Source organism: Paracoccus sigandri, assembly GCF_003709565.1.
In the GTDB taxonomy this organism is placed as follows: Bacteria; Pseudomonadota; Alphaproteobacteria; order Rhodobacterales; family Rhodobacteraceae; genus Paracoccus; species Paracoccus siganidrum.
Map to the genome: position 1 here is coordinate 209,089 of NZ_QNRC01000005.1, position 23,015 is coordinate 232,103.

Here is a 23,015-nt window from a genome sequence, read left to right on the forward strand (position 1 = left end):
CCGGGTCGGGTCCGCGAGGGGCAAGATCGCCCGAGGTCAACCCCCGGAAAAATGCTTCCCCATCTCAGGAAGGACATTAAGCCGGCCAGATACTGGACCTGGATCGGCACCCTCCGTCTCGGACAGGACGGGGCGGCATGGGGCTGCCCCGTCATCCGCAGGGCCCCGAACGGATCGGGACCCGGCGAAATTCTCAGTTGGCGGTCGCCGAGGCGACATCCACCGACACGCCCGGCCCCATGGTCGAGCTGATCGAGACCTTCTTCATGTAGGTCCCCTTCGCGCCCGAGGGCTTGGCCCGGTTCACCGCGTCCACGAAGGCGCGCAGGTTCTGGGCCAGCTTGTCGGCCTCGAACGAGACCTTGCCGATGCCGGCATGGACGACGCCCGCCTTCTCGGCCTTGAACTGGACCTCGCCGCCCTTGGCGGCCTTGACGGCATTGGCGACATCCACGGTCACCGTGCCGACCTTCGGGTTCGGCATCAGGTTGCGCGGGCCCAGAATCTTGCCCAGGCGGCCGACCAGCGGCATCATGTCCGGCGTCGCGATGCAGCGGTCGAACTCGATCTTGCCGGACTGGATCGTCTCCATCAGGTCCTCGGCGCCGACGATGTCCGCACCGGCTTCCTTGGCCTCGTCGGCCTTGGGGCCGCGGGCGAAGACGGCGACGCGGACGTCCTTGCCGGTGCCGGCGGGCAGGGTCACGACGCCGCGGACCATCTGGTCGGCATGGCGCGGATCGACGCCCAGGTTCAGCGCGATCTCGACGGTCTCGTCGAACTTGGCCGATGCGGCACCCTTGACCAGGCTGATCGCGTCCTCGACGGTCAGGTTGTCCTTGCCTTCGAAGGCGGCGCGGGCCGCGGCTTTCTTCTTGGAAATCTTCGCCATGGCTTAGCCTTTCACCTCGATGCCGATCGACTTCGCCGAGCCGAGGATGATCTTCATCGCCTGGTCGACGTCATTGGCCGACAGGTCCGCCATCTTGGCTTCGGCGATCTCGCGCACCTGCTTGACGGTCACGGTGCCGGCGACCGCGCGGCCGGGCTTTTCCGAGCCCTTCGGACGGTTGCGCTTGCCGACCGGCTTCAGGCCGGCCGCCTTCTTCAGCAGGAAGGACGCCGGCGGCGTCTTCGTCTCGAAGGTGAAGGACTTGTCGGCGTAATAGGTGATCACGACCGGAACCGGGGCACCCTGCTCCATCTCCTGCGTCTTGGCGTTGAACGCCTTGCAGAATTCCATGATGTTGATGCCGCGCTGACCCAGGGCGGGGCCAACGGGGGGCGACGGGTTCGCCTGACCCGCCTTGATTTGCAGCTTGAGGCTGCCGACAACTTTCTTGGCCATCTGGCCTTCTCCTTATCATCACGCCCCGCGTCCCGGATCGGGCCTCGGGGCCGACTTAGCGGTCCGGCGTCACGCCTCCCGCGACCAATCACGCGGTCTTGGCGACCTGCGTGAATTCCAGCTCGACCGGCGTGGGCCGGCCGAAGATCGACACGGTGACCTTCACCCGCGCCGCGATCTCGTCCACTTCCTCGACCATGCCCGAGAAGCCCTCGAACGGGCCGTCGGTCACGTTCACCTTCTCGCCCACGTCGAAGCGGATCAGGTTGCGCGGCGCGGCCTGTTCGCCATCGCCGCCGCCGCGGTTGAGGATCGCATTCACCTCGTCGTCGCGCATCGGCATCGGCTTGCCATGCGCGCCCAGGAAGCCGGTAACCCGGTTGATCGAGTTCACCAGGTGATAGGTCCGGTCCGACATCTCCATCCGCACCAGCACATAGCCCGGCATGAAGCGGCGTTCCGACGTCACCTTCTTGCCGCGGCGGATCTCGATCACCTCCTCGGTGGGGACCAGAACCTCCTCGATCTCGTCCTCGAGGCCCTTCTCGGCCACCGCCTGACGAATCGCCTCGGCGACCTTCTTTTCGAAGTTCGACAGGACGCTGACCGAATACCAACGCTTTGCCATGTCTCGATCGACCCCTGCTCGTCGTTTTGGGAATCACCCGGCCTGGCCGGCAACCCATTGAATTCATTCACGTCCGGCAAAATTGAAATCGGCGCGCATGCGGATTCGATGCACGCCGTTTGCCGGACAGTCGGGGGCACATACCGCCCCCGGCCCGAAAATGCAAGCCCCGAAGGCCCAGGGCAGGGCTCAGCCGCTGATCAGCTTCAGCCCCTCGGTGATGCCGAAGCGGATGGCCAGGTCCACCAGCGAGAAGAACACCGCCGCCAGCGCGGCGAGGATCAGCACCATGATGGTCGTGGTCACCACCTCGCGCCGCGTGGGCCAGGTGATCTTGCCAAGCTCGGCGCGGACCTGATTGATGAACTGGACTGGATTGGCCAATGTCGGCTCCTTCGGAAGTGCAGCGCCGGATGTAGCGCGACCGGCCCGGCGTTTCAAGCCTTGGCCCGACATGCGCCGCGCCCTTCCGGGCGGCCTGCGCGATCCGTTCTGCCGGAAAGGACCCGTCTTTCGGGAAGGACCTGATTTTCGGGAAGGACCTGGCAGGGGCAGAGGGACTCGAACCCCCGACCCTCGGTTTTGGAGACCGATGCTCTACCAACTGAGCTATACCCCTGCAGCCCGGCCCTGATAGGGTTTGCGCGGGGTATCGTCAAGCCGGGAAAAGGCGAGTTATCACCCGAGTTATCAGTTTCCCGTTCTGGTCCCGTTCTGTTCACTGCCGCTTCTTCCATGCCTGTTTCGCCCTCATGATTTGCCGGGCCTCGCCGGCGTATTTGATGATCATCGCCTTGGACGCGTGGCCGCTGTAGCTGGCGATCTCGTCGTCGTCGCAGCCCGCCCAGGCCAGCTCCATCACCCCGCGATACCGCATGGCGTGCTGGTCATATGCTTCAAGGCCGAGACGCCTGCGTTCCTTGCGCATCATCTGCGCCATGCCGGAATAGGTCAGCGGATCGCCCTTGCGGCCGGTCAGGATCCGGCGCGACGGATGCGGGACGACGCCCAGCGCCGCCCTGGCCTGATCCAGCGCCGCCTTCAGCTGCGGCGTGCAGGGCAGCTTCAGGGGTTTGTCCGTCTTGTTCTGGCGCAAGGTGAGGCTGTCGCCGTCATAGTCGCCCCAGCAGAACTCCACGAGGTCGCCGGGCCGCTGCACGCTGCCCACGCCCAGTTCGAAGATCAGGCGCGGCATGGGCCGGGCCTCGGCCCGCATCTTCGCCACCGCCTCATCCGTCCAGGGTATGTGCGGCTTCTGCTTCTCCTTGGGCGTGGCGATCTTGCGGACACCCTTGGCCGGGTTTTCCCTGATCCAGCCGATATCGATCGCATGTTCGCACAGAACCGACATGACGGCGGCAATGGAATTGGCGAAGCGGACGCGGTGCAGGTTCGCCTGCTGCGCCGCGATCACGTCCTTCCGGCGCACGCGGGTCATGTCCTTCGCGCCGTTCTTCTCCTCGATGTAGAGCAGCACCCGCTCATAGCCCTCGCGTGTGAGGGCCTTGAGATTGGTCCAGCGATCCGACGCCCGATAGCTCTTGATGAGGGCTGACCACGAGGTCGCGGCCTCCAGGTTCTTGCCTGACAGGATTTCCCAATACTGGCGATCGAACTCGGCCGTGCCCTCGGGCGCCGTGATCCTGGTGTGCTTGCCCTTCACCCTGACATAGATGTAGCCGGGCTTCGGCGAGAAGAGGTATTTCTTCTTCACCAGTCCATCTCCCCGCCCAGCGCCGCCGTGCCCGAAGCGATCAAGCGGAGACGATCCACCTCCCAGCGACGAATGCCGCCGCCGATATCGATCGCACCGGGCAGGTGGCCCGCCTCGACCAGTTGCAGAAATTCGGGCTCGCGCAGATCGAACAGCTTGGCCGCGGTGCGGGACGATGCGAAGATGGGAACGGTCGTGGACATACGCAGCCTCGGGCAGATGCTTCGGTGCGGCACAGTCTCCGGCGGCACCATGAAAATCCAAAGTGGGTAGTGCGCCCGACCGAAGCCGGGCGCGGAATCGTCATCGGCTCGGCAGGTTGACCGCATCAAGGCCTTCGCGGATCTGGACTCCAAGATCACTCGACCCAAAACTGGGCGCAGTGCGGCGGACCATAGTGACCATCTGCCCCTTCGTTTCGAACAGACGGTTCATTCATCGTCCTCCTTCGCCCGACGACAGCTCAATTCGGTGATGCGCGCTGCGCGCTCGACCCGATCCGGCCCATCAAGGATCTCCGCGATCTGCTCGAGGCGTTCGGAGGCGACCTCGATCGCTTCCGCCACCCGTTGCGCAATCCAGATCGCGGCCTCGCGCTCTGCGGCAGGGCGTTCGGTCTCCAGCTTCTCGATCATCGGCACCAGCGCCCAGGCCAAGCGCATCGCTTCCTCAAACCCATCGGGGAATTCGGCGCCGCCGGGATGCAGCAGCCTGCGCGCCGCGCTGATTGCGACCTTCGGGTCGGTCGGCAGGCTATTCAGGTAGTCCGCCTGGCGCTTCCGAAGCCTCCTCACCTTGGCCATATCTTCTTCGAAGACGTTGTCAGACGACAGCGCCCAACCGTGCACTTCCGCGTTTTCCCAACCCATGACGCGCCCGATCATGCGTCACCCCCTTTCGGCAGATTGACCACGTCGAGGGCGGCGCCGATCTGGGCTCCCAGATGGAGGGCGACCCGTAGCAGCTTGTCATGATCCTCATTCCTCATCCGGTCGCTGATATCGACCAGCACTTCGATCAGGGCGCAGAGATGAACCGCACGGGCCTGCTGCTGCGCGATGTGTTCGAGAAGTTCCTTCATTGCCCCACCTCCATCAGCCGGACGGTGTTGCGCAGGGCGGCCCGGATGTAGCCGCGGGCCTCGCGCTCGGTCTGGGCATAAGCGCCGCCGCCCCGCTTCTCCGTGGCGTCCAGGGCCAGGACGAGGCTGTCGTGGATTTCATGGAGCCGGGCCTTGGCGATGGTCGGGGCGAAACGGACAACGGCGGTCATTTCGTCACCTCGGCGATCGGGTTGATGAGCTTGGCGAGGCGCGAGAGGCCCTTGGCCGTCACCCGCACCTGCCTCGTGACGGTCTCGGAACCATCACTGCGCGTATAGGTCGCGGCACGATGCTCCAGCAGGCCGGCCGCGCATTTGGCCTCATAGCCAAGCCAGCCCGAGCCGCCATCCCGCCGGAAGATCCAGTGATGGTGGAACAACCAGTCAAAGAGCATCTTCGGCCCGACGCCCAGCGCCTTGGCCGCATCGGTGATGCAGAGCGAGCCACGGGCGCCAGTCAGGCGCTCATGGGCCTCCGCAACTTCCCGCAGACCGTCGATCTGCCGCGCCTGATCCGCGGCCAGCTGCAGGGCGTCGCCAAACGTCCGGGGGATCAAGAAACCGCCGCTGGCCTTTTCGTCCTCAAGCTGCTGCCAGCGGTCCACCAGACGGGCGGTGAATTCGGGCGACAGCTGGGCCACGACGACGAAGCTGCTGCGCTTGTCGAGGCGATAGACAGATGTGATGCGCGGTCGGCCCATCGCGTCAGTATCTTGTTCATCCCCCATTGGGGATTGGACAATCACGCCACGCGCCACGAGGCGTTCGATGGATTGCTTCACCTTATCGTGGCGGCTCTGAACCAGGTCCGCGATCTCGCGGCTGGACATGGTCAGGGGCCCAGCACCGGCGGAGAGCGCAGAGGGCGGCTTGTAATTCAGACCGGGTTGCATGATATTGCCTTTCATCTTGGATCTTCTTGGTTTGGGGATCTTCAGGCCGGTGACAGCGTTGGCGCGCTGCCCGGCCGCTTTCAATTCAGGATTGCGGGCGCTGGGCATCGGCAGCATCGATGGTCGGGCGCAGACGCTGCAAGATCTCCGAATTCAGGCTGCGGTCGTTCATCGCGGCCGCGATCTTCAGCGCGCGCCGCCATCCGTCAGGCAGGCGCAGCATCACCTTTTCGCTTTCGGCGGTGGTCTTGATCATGGGGGTTCCTCTGACAAAACATGGCTCATAGCCATACATGATAGATGGCTCACAGCCTGCATTGCGTCAAGCCAAAAATTATGGCTCATAGCTAGCATGGTTGAGCGCACCCCCCAGACCCAAGACAAATATGTCGTGCGATTGCCCGACGGGATGCGCGAACGGATTAGGCGCGCAGCAGACGCACGCGGTCATTCAATGAACCAGGTCATTGTCGACACTCTGGAAAAAGAGTTCCCTGCCCCTATCCCGAGCGCGGATGACATTATGCTGCGTATCGAAGCCGTTCTGCGGCATGAAGGCGAGCGAGGGCGTTTCGAAGATGTGAATATTCTAAATGAGATGCTTGAGGCAGCACATTATCCTTTCCGCGTTGTAGATGAGGAGGAGGGAATGCGGCTATCCATCCTGCCTGCAGACGATTTACCGTCCCGCCCGAAACATGAAGGCCAATGACCGTGAACCTGTTTGTCGATGGCAGGGGCTATGTCGGGCAGATTGACGGCTACAATCCGCCTGTGGCGTTGGACACGGGCCAAGAAGGGCTGGCAACGTCCTTTGCACTGACCAACTATGACGCCGATGTGCTGGCGCTGTTTGGCGTGGTGGCGGGGGAAATGGTGACTTTCACGATTCGCGGCGAACTGGAAAGGGACCATGAGACGGTGAAGCGGATGGAGCATGTCATACGCGGGCGGATCACCACCATAGAGTGCGGGGCGTTGAGGCCGGGGCAGAAGCCTGCGCTGACTGTCACCATGCGGCTGGATCATCACATGGCAGTCCACAGTCCCAGAGGCGCTGACGGCGCATCATCACCGCGGATGTCCGGCAAAGCTGTGGTGCTTCGCCTGAAACGCTGACCCTCCGGCTACTGCCCGCCGCCGCTTGCCCCACCCCTTGATTTCGTATATACGGAAACCCATGTTGATGATCGTCTGGGACGAACCGAAGCGGCAGACGAACCTTGCCAAGCATGGTCTCGATTTTGCCGATCTGGATGAGGGTTTTTTTCTGGGCGCGCTGGTGGTCCGCACCAGGCAGGACCGCTTCAAGGCGATGGGGCGGTTCGCTGACGGTACGATTGCCGTGGTTTTCGCCACGCTGGGAACGGAAGGGGTATCGGTGATCTCGATGCGGCCGGCCAGCAAGAAGGAAAGGAGCCTGCTATGCCCAGAAAGCACCTGACCGAGGCGCAGATCCAGCGCATGATCGCCAGCGACCCCGACAACCCGGAATGGTCCGACGAGGAGTTGGCCCAGGCTCGCCCCTTCACCGAGGCATTCCCGGCGCTGGCCGAGAAGATGCGCCAGAATGTCGGCGGGCGGCCCAGATCGGCGAACCCGAAGGTCGCTATCTCCCTGCGGCTCGATCCGGAGGTGGTGGCACGCTTCAAGGCCGACGGCCCAGGCTGGCAGACGCGAATGAACGACGCCCTGCGCAAGGCGGCAGGGGTCTGACACGGCGCCAACCGTGCTCTGCGCGCCTGCGGCGCTCTGATACCACCATGCCAAGATCGCTGCGGCAGGTAAAAGCCTGCAGGGCATTGCCCCGCAGAACCGCCAGAAGGCGCCACACAGGCCCGAGGGGCCGTTGCAGCCACTTGGCCTAATAAAAACGCAAGTTGCCCGCCAGTGGCGCGCCCAGCAGGGCGGCGGGCGGATTGAAGCACCCTTGCACCTCGATCACCTGTCGAAGACCTCGGCGGCGGCCCTGCGGGCGGCGCGGATTTCCTCGAAGCTCGGGACGATACCTCGGGCGCCGGAATCGCCCGGCCGTTCGCGATCAGCGTCCGCGCCGTGCGCGGCCCGCAGAAGACGCGATCACCATGCCGGACCACTTCGCCATGGACAAGGATGCCGGTCTGCGGCCCAGCGTCCGGCAGATCGATGATGATCTCATATTTCTTGCGCATCAGATTTTCCTTTCGAACGGCCAGCCGACAAGGTGGCCCTTCCGCGCCATGCGCTTGACCCGACGGGCGGTCGGGTTCTTGCCGGTGGGTTCAGTAGGCTCAAAACCATGCTGCGGAAGGCAGGCCATCGGCTTTGCCGTCTTCGCCAGCCTACGGCGGGTGGTCGGGTTCTTCCAGCGCCGCGCCATGCTCAGAAATCCCACACCCAGGACCGCGGCGGCTCGCGCAGAATCGCGATGATGAGCCGGTCGCCGACTTCGGCCTCCAGCAACCGCGCGGCCCGATCGGTGGCCGCACGGCCGAGGTCGGGATAGGTCGCGGCGATCCGTTCGGCCGCATCCTCGATGCCACGCCACCGGAATGCCCCAAGAATCGGCGAACTCACCGAGACGATCAGATTGCCCTCACCATCGGGCCGAGGCGACACGCGGATCCGCGACCGGGTGATGGCGGCGACCAGTTCGGCCGGGACGATGGCCCCGCCCGGTCGGTCAGGCGCGCCACGCCCGCGGCCGAGGCGTTCCAGCAACGCACCCAACATCAGACTGCAGCCCATGCATAGCCCGCGTCGGGGATCACGGCCTTCATCGCCGCCCAGGCGGTGATTTCCACATCACCCGCCCCGCTGGTGCGCTTGACCAGAAGCGTGATCTGCCCGCCCAGCGCCACGGCGAAGCGATCCCATGCCCCGATCAGTGTTCCGGCCAGATCGCCGGACAAGGCAGCCGGTATGCCATCCACGAACAGATTGCCGCGATCTCCGGCAGCGCCAATGCCGGACGTGCCGACAATGGCCCGCAATTCATCGAAGCGCAAACCCGTGGCAGCTGCGAAGGAGATACGCTGTCCAGCGGTTTCAGCCGCGTCGACCACAGCGGCCAGCGCTGCCAACAACTCGGCATCCACGGCGCGCGCCACGCCCATCGAGATGCTGTGAACGATCGCGCCCATCAGGGTGGCTTCGTCCATATCGCGGATCTGGCGCCGGGTCAGCGTCACGCGAAAGCCGAGATTTCGAAGATCCTCGGGCCGCTCGATCCGGCCTTCGGCCATGATGTCCGACAGATCGGAAAGTGCCGCCTCATCGGGCGAAACATCCGCGTCGGGGTCGTCAACCAGGGCAAAGGGCGCAGGACTGAATATCTGCATCCCGACGGATACCTGCTGCATGGCGGGAACACCTGTGCCGGTCTGAGCAGCGACAGATTGAGGCTCGGCAAGGATATGGGCGCCCGCCTGGACAACCCGACTGTGCGAGGCCACCGCGTCCACCAGCGTCAGCACATCCCCGGCCGAGCGGCTCGACGCAGGAGCAACGGTAATGCGGCCATCGGCATCGAGCAACGACGGCAGGGCAGCGGTCAGCCGCAGGCCATGCATGGCGGCTGCGGGTCTGGCGATGCGCACCGTCGGCTCCTCGAAGCCGGCCGGCGTCCGCTCGTCATACGGCAGGAGGCGGCGAACATGGGCGACCAGGTCGCGCAGCTGGTGTCCCGCATCATGCGCGTCATCGGTGGCGGCGCGGGTCATATGAGCGCCAACGAGACCGCCATTCAGGGCGGTGCGCGCGCGGCGATTCGGTCGGTATCTTGTTCGTCATAGTCAGGCCTTCGGGTTTTCTGTCTTGGGGCTTGCCGGGATGCGATCCCGCAATTCCCCGGCGAGCCGCACGAAATCGGCCACGAGGTCGGCGCCTCCGCACATGGCGGCGATGCCTGCGGCACGTTCGAGGTGATAGGCTGCGCGGCGCAGCTCGGCAGGATCGACGGGATGAAAGGTTTTCATGGTCATGGTTCAGCTTCTTCCGGTTGACGAAATCAGCGCCCCTCGGGCGCCAGGTCGAATTTCGGGGCGCGATCGCCAAGCAGCGCAGCGGCGGCGAACAGCAAGCCGATGGCTTGGTCGGGGGTCAGATTCCAGCGCGCACAGGCATCCCGCCAGCAATCGAGATCACCTGCCGTAATCGGTATCGGTTTCTTGAAGATGAAGCCTGCAAGCCAGCCGACAGCGGCCAGCGTGTCCGCGGAACAGTTGCGGGATACCCGCTGGTTGAGAACGATCACGGCGCGAGAAACGCAGAGGGCGTGCGTAACGTCGAACAACCCCCGACCCCGGCGACGCAATCTGCCTTCCTCGGCCATCTGCCTGACACGCCGAACGCCGACGCCCAGTAAATCAGCGATCTCATCGGCCGGGACTGCGGTTATGTCGCGGTCTTCGGTTTTCGCTCCGGCGGTCATGTGGCGGCTTTCTGGTCAGCCAGCGCACGACGCAGCACCGATGCGATGGTTGCCGACACCGAAACCGAGGGAAGCCCCGCACGCCCCGCGATGCTGGCGCGTTCGGCTTCGATCTGTGCAACCAGATCAGGCTCGGCGTAAACCATCAGGGCAGCCATCTTCGGCGCAGCGGTGTCACGGCTTTCAAGCGGGTCAGACATTTTTCAAACTCCTGGAGTTGCGGTGCGCGATCAAGCTGCACGGCATTTCGCCGCCGTTCCTCTGGCGCTTTTTCACCTCTGCAAGAAACCCGATGCGCTGGCGCGCCGCCCTCGCTGCGAGACAAGCGATGCGGAAGAAACGGAAGTCGATTTTCTTCGCCCTCGCAGACCTGAATAAATGCGGGGCTCCACCCCCCGCATGACATACCCCCGCGAAAGGACCCGTGGTTTTTTCGCCGAGCGGGGCATCAGATCGCCACCCCGGCGCGGCGCAACTCGGCTTCGCTCACCATGCCCTGCCCCGCGTCTTGCCCATCGGCTGGGCGGGCGCGCACTATTGGGACCAGCGGCTTCTTGGCCTCCTCGAGAGCTTCGCTGAGCCGAAGCATGTCGCCGGTGAAATAGGACATGCTGTTGGGCAGCCCGCCTCGCTTGCGGGCCATGACCTCGCGGAGCATTTCGCAGATCTCGTCCGTGCCGATGTGAGGAAGATCGAGCCATCTGCATGCCTCTGTCATGCCAGCCTTTCCGCAGAGGGTCCTCGCTTCGACCTCGTCGAGGGCCAATGCTGCGACGATCCGATCTTTCAGGCCGTTCGCGCGCGCGTCATCACCACCATCATCATCATCATCATCATAACGGTTCTGATGGTTCCTTGATGGTTCGGGTGAACCGCCATTCACCCTTTTCTGCTTCCCCGTTCGGGGTTTCTGTTTCCGTGTTCGGGGTGAACCTTGTTCGGGGTGAATGCGGTTCGGGGTTTCCCGTTCACCCTTTTGCAGCAGATCGAGGTCGATCTGGTATTCGTTGCAGTTCTTGCGGCCGGTCCCTGTTTCCACCGAAACATAGCCCTGCACCTCGAGCCGCCGGATGATCTTTTGCACCCCGCGCTCGGTCATCCTTGCCTTCGCGGCAAGCGTCTTCACCGATGGCCAGCAATAGCCGTCGTCGTCGGCGAAATCCGCGATGGCGAGCAGCACGAGAAGGTCGTTCCGGTCCTCCGGCCCGTGGCGCCATGCAAGGGAAGCGCAATAGACGCTCATGCCGCGCCCTCGCCCAGGATGCGGTCCCGGAGGTCCCGATAATCGTTCGGCACCCAGACGCCCAGGCCATCCGGCGACAGCCGGCGCGCGGGGTCCTGGCCGGCGCAAGCGCCATGTTCCGATTTATCAGGTTCGCGGTTTGTTTCCGCTATGTCCTGATAACCCGGAGGCGGGCCGTCACTGATTTTTCTTGGAAAATTCGGGGATTTGGAGACCGATGCTCTACCAACTGAGCTATACCCCTGCGGCCGGGCGCCTGATTACGGCGGATCGCGGGGGCGCGCAAGGGGGGATCGCGGGGCGCGAGGCGGAAAGCGCGGCGGCGGGGGGCTCTCCGCCCCCCGCACCCCCCGAAGGTATTTGTCAGGAGTGCGAGGGGGCCCGGCTCATTCCGCCGCGTCGGCGGCCAGGAAGCCGCCGGACTGGCGCGCCCAGAGCCGGGCATAGAGGCCGCCCTGGGCCAGGAGCTCGGCATGGCTGCCCTGCTCGATGATGCGGCCCTGGTCCATCACCACCAGCCGGTCCATCGCGGCGATGGTGGACAGACGGTGGGCGATGGCGATCACCGTCTTGCCGGCCATCAGCGCCTGCAGGCGGGACTGGATCGCCGCCTCGACCTCGCTGTCCAGCGCGCTGGTCGCCTCGTCGAGAATCAGGATCGGCGCGTCCTTCAAGGCCACCCGCGCGATCGCGATCCGCTGGCGCTGGCCGCCCGACAGCTTGACGCCGCGTTCGCCGACATGGGCGTCGAGGCCGCGGCGGCCATGACTGTCGGCGAGATCGGGAATGAAGCCCTCGGCCTCGGCGGTGCGGAGGGCGCGGGCGATGTCACCCTCGTCCGCGTCGGGACGGCCATAGGCGATGTTGTCGCGCACCGAGCGGTGCAGGAGCGAGCTGTCCTGCGTGACCACGCCGATCGCCGCGCGTAGGCTGTCCTGCGTGACCTGCGAGACGTCCTGCCCGTCGATGGTGATCCGGCCCGATTCGATGTCGTGGAAACGCAGCAGCAGGTTCACCAGCGTCGATTTCCCCGCGCCCGAGCGGCCGACCAGCCCGACCCGCTCGCCGGCCGCGATGGACAGCGACAGGTCGTCCAGCACCGGCAGCGGGCGCGCGCCCTCCATGCCGCGATAGCGGAAGGTGACGTGGTCGAAGACCACCGCGCCGGGACCGGGCCGCAGCGGGCGGGCACCTTCGGCGTCCAGCACCTGGCGCGGCAGGGCCAGCCCGGCGATGCCGTCGCGGACCGTACCGACATTCTCGAACAGGGCGGCGAATTCCCACATGATCCAATGCGCCATGTTGTTCAGCCGCAGGGCCAGCGGCACGGCCACCGCCACCGCGCCGACCGCGACCAGCCCGCGCGACCACAGCCACAGGCCGAGCCCGGCCACCGAGGCGACCAGCGCCACGTTGATCAGGTTCAGCGTGATGTCCTGGATGCTGGACAGCCGCATCTGCGCATGGACGGTCCTCAGGAAGCGGTCCATGCCCCGGTGCATCCAGGCTTCCTCGCGCGCGGAATGCGAGAACAGCTTGACCGTGGCGATGTTGGTATAGCTGTCCACCACCTGCCCGGTCATGGCCGAGCGCGCATCCGCCTGCGCCTGCGCCACCCGGCCCAGGCGCGGCACGATCTGCCACAGCATCACCCCGTAGCCCACGGCCCACAGCAGGAAGGGCAGCGCCAGCCGCCAGTCCTGGCTGGCCGCCAGCGCCAGCGCGCCGATGAAATAGACGACGACATAGGTGCCGACATCCATGACCTTCATCGCCACCTCGCGCACCGCCAGCGCGGTCTGCATCAGCCGCTGCGCGATCCGGCCGGCGAATTCGTCCTGGAAATAGCCGATCGACTGGCGCAGCAGATAGCGATGCGCCTGCCAGCGGATGCGCTGCGGGAAATTGCCCATCAGCGTCTGGTGCAGCACCAGGCTGCTGAGCAGGTTCAGCCCCGGCAGCAGCACCAGCAGCAGCACCGCCATCAGCGCCAGCCGCCCGCCCTCGACCTGCCAGAACTGGTCGCGCGGGGTGTCGGCCAGCCGGTCCACCAGATCGCCCAGATAACCGAACAGCGCCACCTCGATCAGCGCGATCAGCGCCGATCCCAGGGCCAAGAGCACCAGCCAGGGCAGCGCGCCACGGCTGTAATGGATCACGAAGCGTCCCAGCGTCCGGGGCGGCATTCCCGGCGCGTCCGAGGGATAGGGATCGATGCGGCGCTCAAACCAGCCGAACATGGCGGCTCACCTTGTCAGTTCCGGGGTTTCATCGGCAGGGCCGGCCTTGCTGGCCCATGCGGCGGGCGAAGTCAAGCCCGCCCGGCCTGGCTGATCTTTGTCAAGTGGTGGAACGAAGCCGGCACGATCCGGTTGCATTCCCATGGTGACACGACCATCGCGACAAGAGGAGGAGCCCATGCCCGTCAAGGATCTGAAAGACCTCTATCTGGACCAGCTCAAGGATCTCTATTCCGCCTGCAAGCAGGCCATGCCGGTGGTGACCGAGATGGGTCGCCATGCCCGTTCGCGCGAACTGGCCGAGGCGCTGATCGCCGGCAACCAGGGCATCGCCCGCGGCATCGAGGTCCTGGCCGAGCTGTGCGAGCGCCACGACACCGACCCGACCGGAGAGCTGTGCAAGGGCATGGAGGGGCTGGCCCTGGAAGCCCGCCGGCACGCGGTCGAGGCGGATTTCGTCGACGAGGACGCCCAGGACGCGGCGATCATCGCCCAGTACCAGCGCATGGTCCATTACGCGATCGCCGGCTATGGCTGCCTGCGCAGCTTCGCCAGCCGGCTGGACTTCGCGGACGACGCGGCGGCCCTGCAGGAATGCCTGGACCACACCTGGAGCGGCGACCGCCACATGACCGCCATCGCCGAGGGCAGCGTCAACGAGGCGGCGCTGGACGGCAAGTAGTCTGCCCTCGCCGACCCGGACGCCCCGCGCCCAGAGACGCCGCGTCTAGAGATGCCTGATCTCGGGCGCGGGGTTCCACCAGTTGTCATGGGCGCCATCCGCCCACCAGACCGGGGCCGCGACCAGCTCGTCCTGGCCGGCATCGTCCAGCGCCGAGACGCAGACCTGCAGGAAGCGGCCGCCCATCTCGGCGATGTCGCCCTGCGTCCACAGCCGCGTGCCGCAGCGCACGCAGAACCAGTGATGCATGTCGATGCCGTCGTCCTGCGCGCGCGGCGTCTCGGCCAGATAGGCGTCGCCGCGGGTCAGGCGGAACCCGTCGGGATCGGGCAGGCGCATTTCCCAATAGCGCATCTTGCGGCAGAAGCTGCAATTGCAGCGCATCGTGCCCTCGGCCAGGTCGCCATCGGCCTCGAAGCCGACGGCGCCGCAGAAACAGCTGCCGTGATAGGTCTTCATGCCGCCTCCCCCTCCTGCTGCGCCTGGCCGTGATGGACGGCCTCGATATTGTTGCCGTCCGGGTCCAGGATGAAGGCGCCGTAATAGCCGGGATGGTATTCGGGCCGCAGCCCCGGCGCGCCGTTGTCCTGCCCGCCCGCCGCCAGCGCCGCCGCGTGGAAGGCATCGACCCCGGCCCGGTCGGTCGCGGCGAAGGCGACATGCACCCCGCCCGAGGCGGCCTTGCCCGAGCCGATCCAGAAATCCGGCTTGCCGCCCCGGCCATAGCCCAGATGCGCGCCCTGCCCGCCGGTCATGGCCTCGCTCACCTCCATCACCACAGAGATCCCCAGCGGCGCAAGCGCCGCGTCATAGAAGGCGCGCGACCGCGCCAGGTCCGCCACGGCGATTCCGATATGGTCGATCATGATGCTCTCCTTTTCTCGGGGTCATGATCGCGCGGGGCTGCTGACAGTTCCGGTCAGCAGCCTACCGATAGCGCCCGCCGCGCTGAAGCACCTCGATCTGGTAGCCGTCGGGATCGGCGATGAAGAAGAACCGCGCGATCACCTCGCCCGCCGGAGCGAAATCGACCAGCTTGCGGGGCGCGAAGCCCTCGGCCTCCAGCCGGGCGTGCAGCGCGTCCAGGTCCTCGACCGAGAAGGCCACATGGCCATAGCCCTCGCCCAGGTCATAGGGCTGGGTCCGGCCCTTGTTGACGGTCAGCTCCAGCTCGGTCCCGCTTTCACCATTCGACAGGTAGATCAGCGTGAAATCGGGAAAATCCAGCCGCTCGGCGACCTTCAGCCCGAAGACCCGGTCGTAGAACGCGACCGAGCGTTCCTCGTCCAGCACGCGGATCATGGAATGGATGTATTTCGCCATGGGGTTTCCCTTCGCTGTCGATATCCCCGCGCCATAGCACATGCGCCATGAAATGCCATCGATGCGGACCGCCGCCGAGATCCGCCGCCCGGCTGGAACCCGTCGCCATTGGCAGCGCCGGCCCGCCTTGCCATGATGGCCGGGATCTTCGCTCAAGCCGGGAAACATGATGGAAAACCAGGTGCGCAAGCTGTTCGCGCGATACGAGCGCTTCTCCAACCGGGCCCTTGGCGGCAAGATCGACCTGGACGAGCTGGCATCGCTCTATGCTTCCGAGTTCATCGGGGCAGCGCCCGCCGGGGTGAGGACCGGAAGGAACGATGACCAGTTCCGAAGGGTCATGGCGCAGGGCTATGACCATTATCGGGCGATCGGGACGAAGGAGATGCGGATACGCGACATCCGCCTGTCCGCGATGGACGAGCTGCATTGCGTGGCCCATGTTTCCTGGACCGCGACCTATGCCCGGACCGATCGCCCGGACGTGGCGATAGATTTCGAGGTCCACTATCTGGTTCAGCTGCTGGAGGGGGAAGCGAAGGTCTTCGGCTGGGTGTCAGGCGACGAGCAGGCCCTGCTGAAACAGCACGGCATCACCTGAGGGCCGTTTCGCCTTTCGCCGGCGGGTGGGGTGTTGGTCGGGAAGAATGCCTAGCGGACCGCTAGCTCGACCAACTCTTCCAGGGCTGCAAGTCCGGGGTTCGTTGCGAGATATCCCCGAAGCCTGGGATCTTCTGCATAGCGTGGTTGCTGATCCAGTATCTCATGGTCTTCGCCCAGTTCCAGACGCAGCAGCGCAAGAAGATGGTCCACTCTGGAATTGAAACGCTCACACAAGGCTTGTTTCCAGAGACTCGGATCGGGCGGATAGATCGGATTGAGATACCGGGAATGGGCGGCATCAAGCTGGTCGCGCAATTGTTGGGCCACGTTGGAAAGAACAACCTTCGGTTTGCGGCGGATCTTTCCCTCGAGGTCATAGAGTGTCGCATCAACCGGCCCCCCGTCGAGGCTCGCGAGAGTCATGCTGTCCCCCGCCCAAAGGCATCCACCCGCGCCGTAATCGAAGAAGAACCTGAGAACGCCCTTTGCCATGCCGACAATTTAGACGCTTGGTAAACGACAAGAAAGTCCCGCGCAGCAGACCACCCGATGATCACCAAAAAAAGGCCGCCCTTTCGGGCGGCCCCTCTGTCTTGCGGTTGCGGTCGGGGGCCTGGCCCCGGCCGCTCACTCGATGATCTTGGAGACCACGCCGGCGCCAACCGTGCGGCCGCCCTCGCGGATGGCGAAGCGCAGCTTCTCTTCCATCGCGATCGGCGCGATCAGCTCGACCTCGAACTTCAGGTTGTCGCCCGGCATCACCATCTCGGTGCCCTCGGGAAGCTTCACCGTCCCGGTCACGTCCGTCGTGCGGAAGTAGAATTGCGGGCGGTAGTTCGCGAAGAACGGCGTGTGACGGCCGCCCTCTTCCTTGGTCAGGATGTAGGCCTCGGCCTCGAACTTGGTGTGCGGCTTGACCGAGCCCGGCTTGCACAGCACCTGGCCGCGCTCCACGCCGTCGCGGTCGATGCCGCGCAGCAGCGCGCCGATGTTGTCGCCGGCTTCACCACGATCCAGCAGCTTGCGGAACATCTCGACCCCGGTGCAGGTGGTCTTCTTCGTGTCGCGGATGCCGACGATCTCAAGCTCGTCGCCCACGTTCACCGCGCCGCGCTCGACGCGGCCGGTCACCACCGTGCCGCGGCCCGAGATCGAGAACACGTCCTCGATCGGCATCAGGAACGGCTGGTCAACGGCGCGCTCGGGCGTCGGGATGTATTCGTCCACCGCAGCGATCAGCGCCCGGATCGAATCCTCGCCGATCTCCTTGTCGCGGCCTTCCAGCGCCGCCAGCGCCGAGCCCTTGATGATCGGAATGTCGTCGCCCGGATAGTCGTAGCTGCTCAGCAGCTCGCGCACCTCCATCTCGACCAGCTCCAGCAGTTCCTCGTCATCCACCTGGTCGACCTTGTTCAGGTAGACGACCATGAAGGGGATGCCCACCTGGCGGCCCAGCAGGATATGCTCGCGCGTCTGCGGCATCGGGCCGTCGGCCGCGTTCACCACCAGGATCGCCCCGTCCATCTGCGCCGCGCCGGTGATCATGTTCTTCACGTAGTCCGCGTGGCCCGGGCAGTCCACATGCGCGTAGTGGCGGTTCTCGGACTCGTATTCCACATGCGCCGTCGAGATCGTGATCCCACGCGCCTTCTCCTCCGGCGCGCCGTCGATCTGGTCATACGCCTTGAACTCGCCGAAATACTTCGTGATCGCAGCCGTCAGCGTCGTCTTGCCGTGGTCAACGTGACCAATCGTCCCGATGTTGACGTGCGGTTTCGTCCGTTCAAACTTTGCCTTTGCCATAAGGGCCTCCTGATCGCGGGGCGTGGCTGAGCGAGGGCCCCGATTAAGCGTGCGCCGCGATGTATAAGGCGGTCGGGGAAAAATCAAGTGCGCCAGAGCGCGGAATGAGCCAGTCTGGTCAGGGGAACCGCACAGGCCGGCCTCACGTTTCCAGGGGGGAAGTCCTGCCCTTGCGGCAGCGACAGCAAAAGGACGAAAACATGAGCCTCATGAAGACTTTGGCCCGCGTCGCCGCGGGCGTCGTTCTGGCGAAGGGCATCGGCGCCGCCATGCAGCACCGCCAGCAGCAGGGCGGCGGCCAGGGCGGCGGGCAGATCCGCGATTCGCGCGGCGCGCGGCAGGGCGGTTTGCTGGACGAGCTTTTCGGCAACAACATGGGCCAGCAGGGCGGCGGCAGCCTGGGCGGAATGCTGGGGCAGGTCCTCGGCGGCAGCCGCGGCAGCGGCGGCGCCACGCCCTATGGCGGGCCGAACTCGGCCGGCGCGCAGGGGGGCTTGGGCGGGATGCTGGACCGCATGACCCAGACCTCGCGCGGCCGTTCCGGCGGCCAGGGCGGGCTGGGCGACCTGCTGGGCCAGCTGGCCGGAGGCGGCAGAAGCACGCAGGCCGGCGCGCAGGGGGGCGCCTCGGGCGGTCTTGGCGATCTTCTGGGCGGGCTGCTTGGCGGCGCGGCCGGGGGCGCCGCCGCGGGCGGCCTGGCCCGCAAGGATTCGCAGCCCGCGAACGATGCCAGCTTCGGCGAGCTGTTCAACGACGCCATCTCGCATGACGGCGAGCCCGAGGTGGCGCCGACGCCCGAACAGAACGCGGTGGCGGGGCTGATGCTGAAGGCGATGATCCAGGCGGCCAAGTCCGACGGCCGCATCGACGAGGCCGAGAAGCAGCGCCTGCTGGGCGAACTGGGCGATCTGGACGATGACGAACGGCAGTTCATCCGCGAGCAGATGGCCGCGCCGATCGACGCCGAGGCCCTGGCCCGCGAGGTGCCGAAGGGGCTGGAGCCGCAGGTCTACCTGATGTCGCTGATGGCCATCGATTTCGACAACGAGGCCGAGGCGCGCTATCTGGACGCGCTGGCCCGCGCGCTGGGGATCGAACGCGCCGAGGTCAACCGCATCCATGACGAGCTTGGCGCCACGCGGCTTTACAGCTGAGGTCGCACGACGGCGCAGCGGATCGGGGGCGGGGCGGCGGTCCCGCCCCTTTCGCATGGGGAGGCCCGCCCGGCCCTCTCATGGCAAACCCCTCATAGCAAAAGCGTGATCGGAGAGCCGGCAAGGTTGCGAGACGGGAAAGCCTCTGCCACTCTGCCAGACGTGCGGAATTTGCACGGATTTTCAGATTGCTAACCTTCGCCGCTCGCGAGCCTTTCCAGGAGCCAGCCATGCGTCACATGCTTTGCGCCGCCACCCTTGCCGCCCTGACCCTTCCCGCCATCGCCCATTCCCAATCCGCCGAGGACGTGCTTGCCGCGCGCCAGGGCTACATGAAGCTGATCGGCCTCAACACGGGCGTGCTTTCGGGCATGGCCCGCGGCAATATCGATTACGACGAGGATCGGGCAGCGGCGGCCGCCGCCAACCTCGAGGCGCTGGTCCGCTATGACGCGCCGGGGCTCTTCGTGCCGGAAACCTCCAGCGACGACCTGGCCAATTCGGGCGCGCTGCCCGCGATCTGGGACAATCCCGAGGATTTCGGCGCGAAATTCGCGGCGCTTGGCGACGCGGTCGCGGGCAGCACCGACGCGGTCCGCGGCGGGCAGGGCAATGTCGGCGCGGCGCTTCAGCAGATCGGCGGCGCCTGCAAGGACTGCCACGACGACTATCGCAAGCCGGAATGATGGAGGGCCGGGCCGAACGTATCAGGGTCTGGGACCCGGCCCTGCGCCTCTTCCATTGGCTGCTGGCGGCCCTGGTCATCGCGAACTGGCTTCTCGGCCAGTTCGGGCCGAACGTGATGACGCTGCATTTCTGGCTGGGCTACGCGATCCTGGCGCTGCTGGCCTTTCGCCTCGTCTGGGGCTTCATCGGCCCGGAACCCGCGCGCTTCACAAGCTTCCTGCGCGGTCCCTCGGCCATCCTGTCCTATCTGGGCGGCATCGCCCGGCGCGAGCCCAGCAACTGGCCGGGCCACACTCCGCTTGGCGCGCTGTCGGTGGTCGCGATGCTGGCTGTGCTGCTGGTCCAGGTCGGGACCGGGCTGATCTCGGACCCGCTGGACTATGTGAATATCGGCCCGCTGGCCGACCAGGTCGGCAGCGCCACGGCGCGCAAGGCGGTCGGCTGGCACCGGCTGGGCGGCAACATCATCCTGCTGCTGGTCCTGCTGCATGTCGGCGTGATCCTGTTCTACCGGCTCTGGAAGAACGAGGACCTGGTGCGGCCGATGATCACCGGCTGGAAATGGGTGCGCCGGCGCTGAAAGAACATTCTTGCCTCCGGCGGGGATATTTTAACCAAGATGAAAGGTTTTTCCGGCAGATTGGGCGGGCGGTACAGGCGGGGACGCCGATGACCGCCCAAGGTGAAAGCGCCCTGCCGGGCCGCCCTTTCCGGGGCCGTCGCGGCAGGGCGTCGCTCTTTCATCTTGGCACAAATATCCTGGGGAGGCCGCCGCTTGCGGCGGCCGGGGCGAAGCCCCGCCGACAGCCGATACCGGGCACGACGCCGCAATTCCGACCGGCGACCGGCGGCAGCCCGCCGGCCATCCGTCGCGGCGCCGATCAGGCGAAGCGGTTGTCGCGCGGGAAGCCGCGCGGCGCCATGCGCCCGGCGCTGGCGCGCTTGCCCAGCCATTCGGACAGGTCCGGCTCGGTGCGGGTCTTGCCGCCGCCCATCGGCCAGCTGAGCCCCTCGGCCAGCGTCAGGCAGATCGCGTCGGACAGCCCGCCATCCTTGAACTTCTGCAGCCGGACGCCCTTGCCGCGGCCCATTTCCGGCAATTCGGCCAGCGGGAAGACCAGCAGCTTGCGGTTCTCGCCGACCACGGCGACATGGTCGCCGCTGACCGGGCGGCACAGCAGCGCCTCGCCGTTCAGGACCTGCTTGCCGGATTTCGTCTGCGCCAGGATGTCGCCCGCGCCCACGACGAAGCCGTCACCGGCCTTCGAGGCGACCAGGTATTTCTCGCCCTCGCGCCAGGGGAAGACGGCGATCACCTCGGCCTCGTTGGGCAGGTCGATCATCAGACGCAGCGGCTCGCCCATGCCGCGGCCGCCGGGCAGGTTGTTCGCCGGCAGGGTATAGAAGCGCCCGTTCGAGGCGAAGACCATCAGCTTGTCGGTCGTCTCGGCATGAAGCGCCAGGCCCGGCCCGTCGCCATCCTTGAACTTGACCTCGGCCTCCAGCGGCTGGTGCCCCTTCATGGCGCGGATCCAGCCCATCTTCGAGAGGATCACGGTCAGCGGCTCGCGCTCGATCATCGAGTCGAGGTCGACCGGGGCGACCTCGGCGGCTTCCGAGATCAGGGTGCGGCGCTGGCCCTCGGGCGTCGACTTGCCGAACTGGTTGCGCACGTCCTTCAGCTGCTCGGTGACGCGGGCCCATTGCGCGCCCTCGTCGGCCAGCATGGCCTGCAGCCCCTCGCGTTCCTCAAGCAGGGCGTCGCGCTCGGCGCGCAGCTCGATCTCTTCCAGCTTGCGCAGGGCGCGCAGGCGCATGTTCAGGATCGCCTCGACCTGCACGTCGGACAGGCCGAATTCGGCCATCATCACCGCCTTCGGCTCGTCCTCGTGGCGGATGATCTCGATCACCCGGTCGAGGTTCAGATAGGCGACCAGGTAGCCTTCCAGCACCTCCAGCCGGGCGGCGATCTTCTCCAGCCGGAAATTCGCGCGGCGCACCAGTACCTCGCGGCGGTGGTCCAGGAAGGCGCGCAGGACCTCCTTGAGGCTGCAGACCTTCGGCACCCGCCCGTCGATCAGCACGTTCATGTTCAGGCTGAAGCGGATCTCCAGGTCGCTGACCTTGAACAGCGCCGCCATCAGCTGCTCGGGGTCGACGCTGCGGGTCCTCGGCTCCAGCACGATGCGGATATCCTCGGCGGATTCGTCGCGCACATCGGCCAGGATCGGGATGCGGCGGGTCTGGATCAGCTCGGCCAGGCGCTCGATCAGCTTGGATTTCTGAACCTGGTAGGGGATCTGGGTGACGACGACCTGCCATTGCCCGCGGCCCAGATCCTCCTGTTCCCATTTCGCGCGGATCCGGAAGGCGCCGCGGCCGGTGCGATAGGTCTCGGCGATGGTTTCGCGGCTTTCGACGATGACGCCGCCGGTCGGGAAATCGGGCCCCTGGATGATGCCCGCCAGCGTGTCGTCGCGCGCGTCGGGCGTCTTGATCAGGTGCAGGCAGGCGTCGATGACCTCGTGCAGGTTGTGGGGCGGGATGTTCGTCGCCATCCCCACCGCGATCCCCGAGGCGCCATTGGCCAGAAGGTTCGGGAAGGCCGAGGGCAGCACGATGGGTTCGGTCAGCGTGCCGTCGTAATTGGGGCGGAAATCGACCGAATCCTCGGCCAGCCCGTCCATCAGCGCCTCGGAGGTCTGCGCCAGGCGCGCCTCGGTATAGCGGGCGGCGGCCGGGTTGTCGCCGTCGATATTGCCGAAGTTCCCCTGCCCGTCCACCAGCGGATAGCGCATGGCGAAATCCTGCGCCAGCCGCGCCATCGCGTCATAGATCGCCGCATCGCCATGGGGGTGATAGTTGCCCATCACGTCGCCGGTGATCTTGGCCGACTTGCGGAAGGCGCCGTTGGGGGCCAGCCGCAATTCGCGCATCGCATAGAGGATGCGGCGATGCACCGGCTTCAGCCCGTCGCGGGCATCGGGCAGCGCGCGGTGCATGATCGTGGACAGCGCATAGGTCAGGTAACGCTCGCCGATGGCGCGGCTGAGCGGTTCGGCCTGCGTGTTCTGTTCGGGGTCGAGGGGCATTTCGTCGGACATGCCGCCTTGGATATTCCCACGCGCGCCGCCGGTCCAGACGGAATTTCCCCCACCCTGCCGCGGCGGAACGAAGCCGCCGGT

Annotated in this window: 35 protein-coding genes and 1 tRNA gene; 9 read left to right on the plus strand and 27 right to left on the minus strand. The window is 66.0% G+C overall.

All coding sequences use genetic code 11. The annotated features are described in order from the left end of the window. Nucleotides 1-193 precede the first annotated feature (193 nt). The 13 genes from rplA to C9E82_RS06585 form a co-directional block, all read right to left on the minus strand. Nucleotides 194-892 carry a 50S ribosomal protein L1 gene (rplA, locus tag C9E82_RS06530; protein WP_119899032.1) on the minus strand — a complete coding sequence of 233 codons (699 nt, stop codon included), beginning with the start codon at nt 890-892 and terminating at the stop codon, nt 194-196. Nucleotides 893-895: 3 nt separating this feature from the next. After that, nucleotides 896-1,348, minus strand: coding sequence for a 50S ribosomal protein L11 (gene rplK, locus C9E82_RS06535; RefSeq protein ID WP_119899030.1), 453 nt, complete (start codon nt 1,346-1,348; stop codon nt 896-898). 88 nt (nt 1,349-1,436) lie between these two features. Continuing rightward, nucleotides 1,437-1,976: a transcription termination/antitermination protein NusG gene (gene nusG / locus C9E82_RS06540; protein WP_119899027.1), complete on the minus strand. Its 540-nt coding sequence runs from the start codon at nt 1,974-1,976 to the stop codon at nt 1,437-1,439. 189 nt (nt 1,977-2,165) lie between these two features. Next, nucleotides 2,166-2,360 carry a preprotein translocase subunit SecE gene (secE, locus tag C9E82_RS06545; protein ID WP_240643595.1) on the minus strand — a complete coding sequence of 65 codons (195 nt, stop codon included), beginning with the start codon at nt 2,358-2,360 and terminating at the stop codon, nt 2,166-2,168. A gap of 159 nt (nt 2,361-2,519) precedes the next feature. Then, nucleotides 2,520-2,595, minus strand: a tRNA-Trp gene (locus tag C9E82_RS06550). 99 nt (nt 2,596-2,694) lie between these two features. Next, nucleotides 2,695-3,690, minus strand: coding sequence for a site-specific integrase (locus C9E82_RS06555; protein WP_240643594.1), 996 nt, complete (start codon nt 3,688-3,690; stop codon nt 2,695-2,697). Then, the gene (locus C9E82_RS06560) at nt 3,687-3,893 is read right to left on the minus strand and encodes a hypothetical protein (protein WP_119899051.1); all 207 of its coding nucleotides are present in this window, start codon (nt 3,891-3,893) and stop codon (nt 3,687-3,689) included. The genes C9E82_RS06555 and C9E82_RS06560 overlap by 4 nt, the downstream gene beginning before the upstream one ends. Before the next feature lie 100 nt (nt 3,894-3,993). Next, entirely contained in the window at nt 3,994-4,125 is a 132-nt protein-coding gene (locus C9E82_RS25250) for a hypothetical protein (RefSeq protein ID WP_276312110.1), read from the minus strand. Continuing rightward, complete coding sequence (locus tag C9E82_RS06565) at nt 4,122-4,574, minus strand: hypothetical protein (RefSeq protein ID WP_119899022.1); 453 nt, start codon at nt 4,572-4,574, stop codon at nt 4,122-4,124. Before C9E82_RS06565 ends, C9E82_RS25250 begins: the two co-directional genes overlap by 4 nt. Continuing rightward, the gene (locus tag C9E82_RS06570) at nt 4,571-4,771 is read right to left on the minus strand and encodes a hypothetical protein (protein WP_119899020.1); all 201 of its coding nucleotides are present in this window, start codon (nt 4,769-4,771) and stop codon (nt 4,571-4,573) included. Before C9E82_RS06570 ends, C9E82_RS06565 begins: the two co-directional genes overlap by 4 nt. Next, nucleotides 4,768-4,962 (minus strand): hypothetical protein, encoded by a 195-nt coding sequence (locus C9E82_RS06575; protein ID WP_119899018.1) that lies wholly within the window; start codon nt 4,960-4,962, stop codon nt 4,768-4,770. Before C9E82_RS06575 ends, C9E82_RS06570 begins: the two co-directional genes overlap by 4 nt. Then, nucleotides 4,959-5,801 carry a phage antirepressor KilAC domain-containing protein gene (locus tag C9E82_RS06580; RefSeq protein ID WP_221035975.1) on the minus strand — a complete coding sequence of 281 codons (843 nt, stop codon included), beginning with the start codon at nt 5,799-5,801 and terminating at the stop codon, nt 4,959-4,961. Before C9E82_RS06580 ends, C9E82_RS06575 begins: the two co-directional genes overlap by 4 nt. Continuing rightward, nucleotides 5,770-5,979: an Arc family DNA-binding protein gene (locus C9E82_RS06585; RefSeq protein ID WP_119899016.1), complete on the minus strand. Its 210-nt coding sequence runs from the start codon at nt 5,977-5,979 to the stop codon at nt 5,770-5,772. The genes C9E82_RS06580 and C9E82_RS06585 overlap by 32 nt, the downstream gene beginning before the upstream one ends. A 57-nt stretch (nt 5,980-6,036) precedes the next feature. On the opposite strand from C9E82_RS06585, the gene C9E82_RS06590 reads away from it, so the two are divergent. The 4 genes from C9E82_RS06590 to C9E82_RS06605 all read left to right on the plus strand — a co-directional run bounded on the left by C9E82_RS06590 (nt 6,037) and on the right by C9E82_RS06605 (nt 7,400). Beyond that, nucleotides 6,037-6,396, plus strand: a complete 360-nt coding sequence (locus C9E82_RS06590; RefSeq protein ID WP_119899013.1) for an Arc family DNA-binding protein — start codon at nt 6,037-6,039, stop codon at nt 6,394-6,396. Then, a complete protein-coding gene (locus C9E82_RS06595; protein WP_119899011.1) occupies nt 6,393-6,803 on the plus strand; it encodes a phage major tail tube protein in 411 nt (136 codons plus the stop codon). Before C9E82_RS06590 ends, C9E82_RS06595 begins: the two co-directional genes overlap by 4 nt. Nucleotides 6,804-6,864: 61 nt before the next feature. Next, a complete protein-coding gene (locus C9E82_RS06600; RefSeq protein WP_119899009.1) occupies nt 6,865-7,128 on the plus strand; it encodes a BrnT family toxin in 264 nt (87 codons plus the stop codon). Continuing rightward, nucleotides 7,110-7,400, plus strand: coding sequence for a BrnA antitoxin family protein (locus C9E82_RS06605; RefSeq protein WP_119899007.1), 291 nt, complete (start codon nt 7,110-7,112; stop codon nt 7,398-7,400). The genes C9E82_RS06600 and C9E82_RS06605 overlap by 19 nt, the downstream gene beginning before the upstream one ends. Before the next feature lie 454 nt (nt 7,401-7,854). Here the strand turns inward: C9E82_RS06605 and C9E82_RS24060 are convergent, their stop codons facing one another. From C9E82_RS24060 to C9E82_RS06635, 8 genes are all read right to left on the minus strand, one after another. Further along, the gene (locus tag C9E82_RS24060) at nt 7,855-8,043 is read right to left on the minus strand and encodes a hypothetical protein (protein ID WP_147393111.1); all 189 of its coding nucleotides are present in this window, start codon (nt 8,041-8,043) and stop codon (nt 7,855-7,857) included. Between the two features lie 2 nt (nt 8,044-8,045). After that, complete coding sequence (locus C9E82_RS06610; protein ID WP_147393110.1) at nt 8,046-8,411, minus strand: hypothetical protein; 366 nt, start codon at nt 8,409-8,411, stop codon at nt 8,046-8,048. After that, nucleotides 8,396-9,385 (minus strand): hypothetical protein, encoded by a 990-nt coding sequence (locus C9E82_RS06615; RefSeq protein ID WP_119899002.1) that lies wholly within the window; start codon nt 9,383-9,385, stop codon nt 8,396-8,398. The genes C9E82_RS06610 and C9E82_RS06615 overlap by 16 nt, the downstream gene beginning before the upstream one ends. A 72-nt stretch (nt 9,386-9,457) precedes the next feature. Continuing rightward, nucleotides 9,458-9,646: a hypothetical protein gene (locus tag C9E82_RS06620; RefSeq protein WP_119899000.1), complete on the minus strand. Its 189-nt coding sequence runs from the start codon at nt 9,644-9,646 to the stop codon at nt 9,458-9,460. A gap of 26 nt (nt 9,647-9,672) precedes the next feature. After that, nucleotides 9,673-10,095, minus strand: coding sequence for a hypothetical protein (locus tag C9E82_RS06625; protein WP_119898998.1), 423 nt, complete (start codon nt 10,093-10,095; stop codon nt 9,673-9,675). After that, a complete protein-coding gene (locus C9E82_RS24065) occupies nt 10,092-10,295 on the minus strand; it encodes a hypothetical protein (protein WP_119898995.1) in 204 nt (67 codons plus the stop codon). The genes C9E82_RS06625 and C9E82_RS24065 overlap by 4 nt, the downstream gene beginning before the upstream one ends. Before the next feature lie 248 nt (nt 10,296-10,543). Next, nucleotides 10,544-11,338 carry a helix-turn-helix domain-containing protein gene (locus C9E82_RS06630; protein WP_119898993.1) on the minus strand — a complete coding sequence of 265 codons (795 nt, stop codon included), beginning with the start codon at nt 11,336-11,338 and terminating at the stop codon, nt 10,544-10,546. Between the two features lie 386 nt (nt 11,339-11,724). Next, entirely contained in the window at nt 11,725-13,578 is a 1,854-nt protein-coding gene (locus tag C9E82_RS06635) for an ABC transporter ATP-binding protein (protein ID WP_119901061.1), read from the minus strand. Nucleotides 13,579-13,756: 178 nt separating this feature from the next. On the opposite strand from C9E82_RS06635, the gene C9E82_RS06640 reads away from it, so the two are divergent. After that, nucleotides 13,757-14,260, plus strand: a complete 504-nt coding sequence (locus C9E82_RS06640; RefSeq protein WP_119901062.1) for a DUF892 family protein — start codon at nt 13,757-13,759, stop codon at nt 14,258-14,260. Between the two features lie 45 nt (nt 14,261-14,305). Here C9E82_RS06640 and C9E82_RS06645 read toward each other — a convergent pair whose 3' ends face one another. The 3 genes from C9E82_RS06645 to C9E82_RS06655 all read right to left on the minus strand — a co-directional run bounded on the left by C9E82_RS06645 (nt 14,306) and on the right by C9E82_RS06655 (nt 15,583). Continuing rightward, the gene (locus tag C9E82_RS06645) at nt 14,306-14,719 is read right to left on the minus strand and encodes a GFA family protein (RefSeq protein ID WP_119901063.1); all 414 of its coding nucleotides are present in this window, start codon (nt 14,717-14,719) and stop codon (nt 14,306-14,308) included. After that, nucleotides 14,716-15,126 carry a VOC family protein gene (locus tag C9E82_RS06650; protein ID WP_119901064.1) on the minus strand — a complete coding sequence of 137 codons (411 nt, stop codon included), beginning with the start codon at nt 15,124-15,126 and terminating at the stop codon, nt 14,716-14,718. The genes C9E82_RS06645 and C9E82_RS06650 overlap by 4 nt, the downstream gene beginning before the upstream one ends. Nucleotides 15,127-15,187: 61 nt before the next feature. Beyond that, nucleotides 15,188-15,583, minus strand: coding sequence for a VOC family protein (locus tag C9E82_RS06655; RefSeq protein WP_119901065.1), 396 nt, complete (start codon nt 15,581-15,583; stop codon nt 15,188-15,190). A 169-nt stretch (nt 15,584-15,752) separates the two neighbouring features. Between C9E82_RS06655 and C9E82_RS06660 the strand changes: the two genes are divergently transcribed. Beyond that, a complete protein-coding gene (locus C9E82_RS06660) occupies nt 15,753-16,184 on the plus strand; it encodes a nuclear transport factor 2 family protein (RefSeq protein ID WP_119901067.1) in 432 nt (143 codons plus the stop codon). A gap of 50 nt (nt 16,185-16,234) precedes the next feature. On the opposite strand, the gene C9E82_RS24070 is transcribed toward C9E82_RS06660, so the two are convergent. Both C9E82_RS24070 and tuf read right to left on the minus strand, forming a co-directional pair. Next, nucleotides 16,235-16,609, minus strand: a complete 375-nt coding sequence (locus tag C9E82_RS24070) for a hypothetical protein (protein ID WP_147393169.1) — start codon at nt 16,607-16,609, stop codon at nt 16,235-16,237. A gap of 204 nt (nt 16,610-16,813) precedes the next feature. Then, nucleotides 16,814-17,989, minus strand: coding sequence for an elongation factor Tu (gene tuf, locus C9E82_RS06670; RefSeq protein ID WP_122449224.1), 1,176 nt, complete (start codon nt 17,987-17,989; stop codon nt 16,814-16,816). Nucleotides 17,990-18,189: 200 nt separating this feature from the next. Here tuf and C9E82_RS06675 point away from each other — a divergent pair, with 200 nt between their 5' ends. The 3 genes from C9E82_RS06675 (at nt 18,190) to C9E82_RS06685 (ending at nt 20,410) form a co-directional block, all read left to right on the plus strand. Next, nucleotides 18,190-19,143 (plus strand): tellurite resistance TerB family protein, encoded by a 954-nt coding sequence (locus tag C9E82_RS06675; protein ID WP_119897772.1) that lies wholly within the window; start codon nt 18,190-18,192, stop codon nt 19,141-19,143. 230 nt (nt 19,144-19,373) lie between these two features. Next, nucleotides 19,374-19,829, plus strand: coding sequence for a c-type cytochrome (locus tag C9E82_RS06680; RefSeq protein WP_119897771.1), 456 nt, complete (start codon nt 19,374-19,376; stop codon nt 19,827-19,829). After that, the gene (locus C9E82_RS06685; RefSeq protein ID WP_420849816.1) at nt 19,826-20,410 is read left to right on the plus strand and encodes a cytochrome b/b6 domain-containing protein; all 585 of its coding nucleotides are present in this window, start codon (nt 19,826-19,828) and stop codon (nt 20,408-20,410) included. Before C9E82_RS06680 ends, C9E82_RS06685 begins: the two co-directional genes overlap by 4 nt. 301 nt (nt 20,411-20,711) lie before the next feature. Here C9E82_RS06685 and parC read toward each other — a convergent pair whose 3' ends face one another. Next, complete coding sequence (parC, locus tag C9E82_RS06690) at nt 20,712-22,934, minus strand: DNA topoisomerase IV subunit A (protein WP_119897770.1); 2,223 nt, start codon at nt 22,932-22,934, stop codon at nt 20,712-20,714. Nucleotides 22,935-23,015 lie beyond the last annotated feature (81 nt).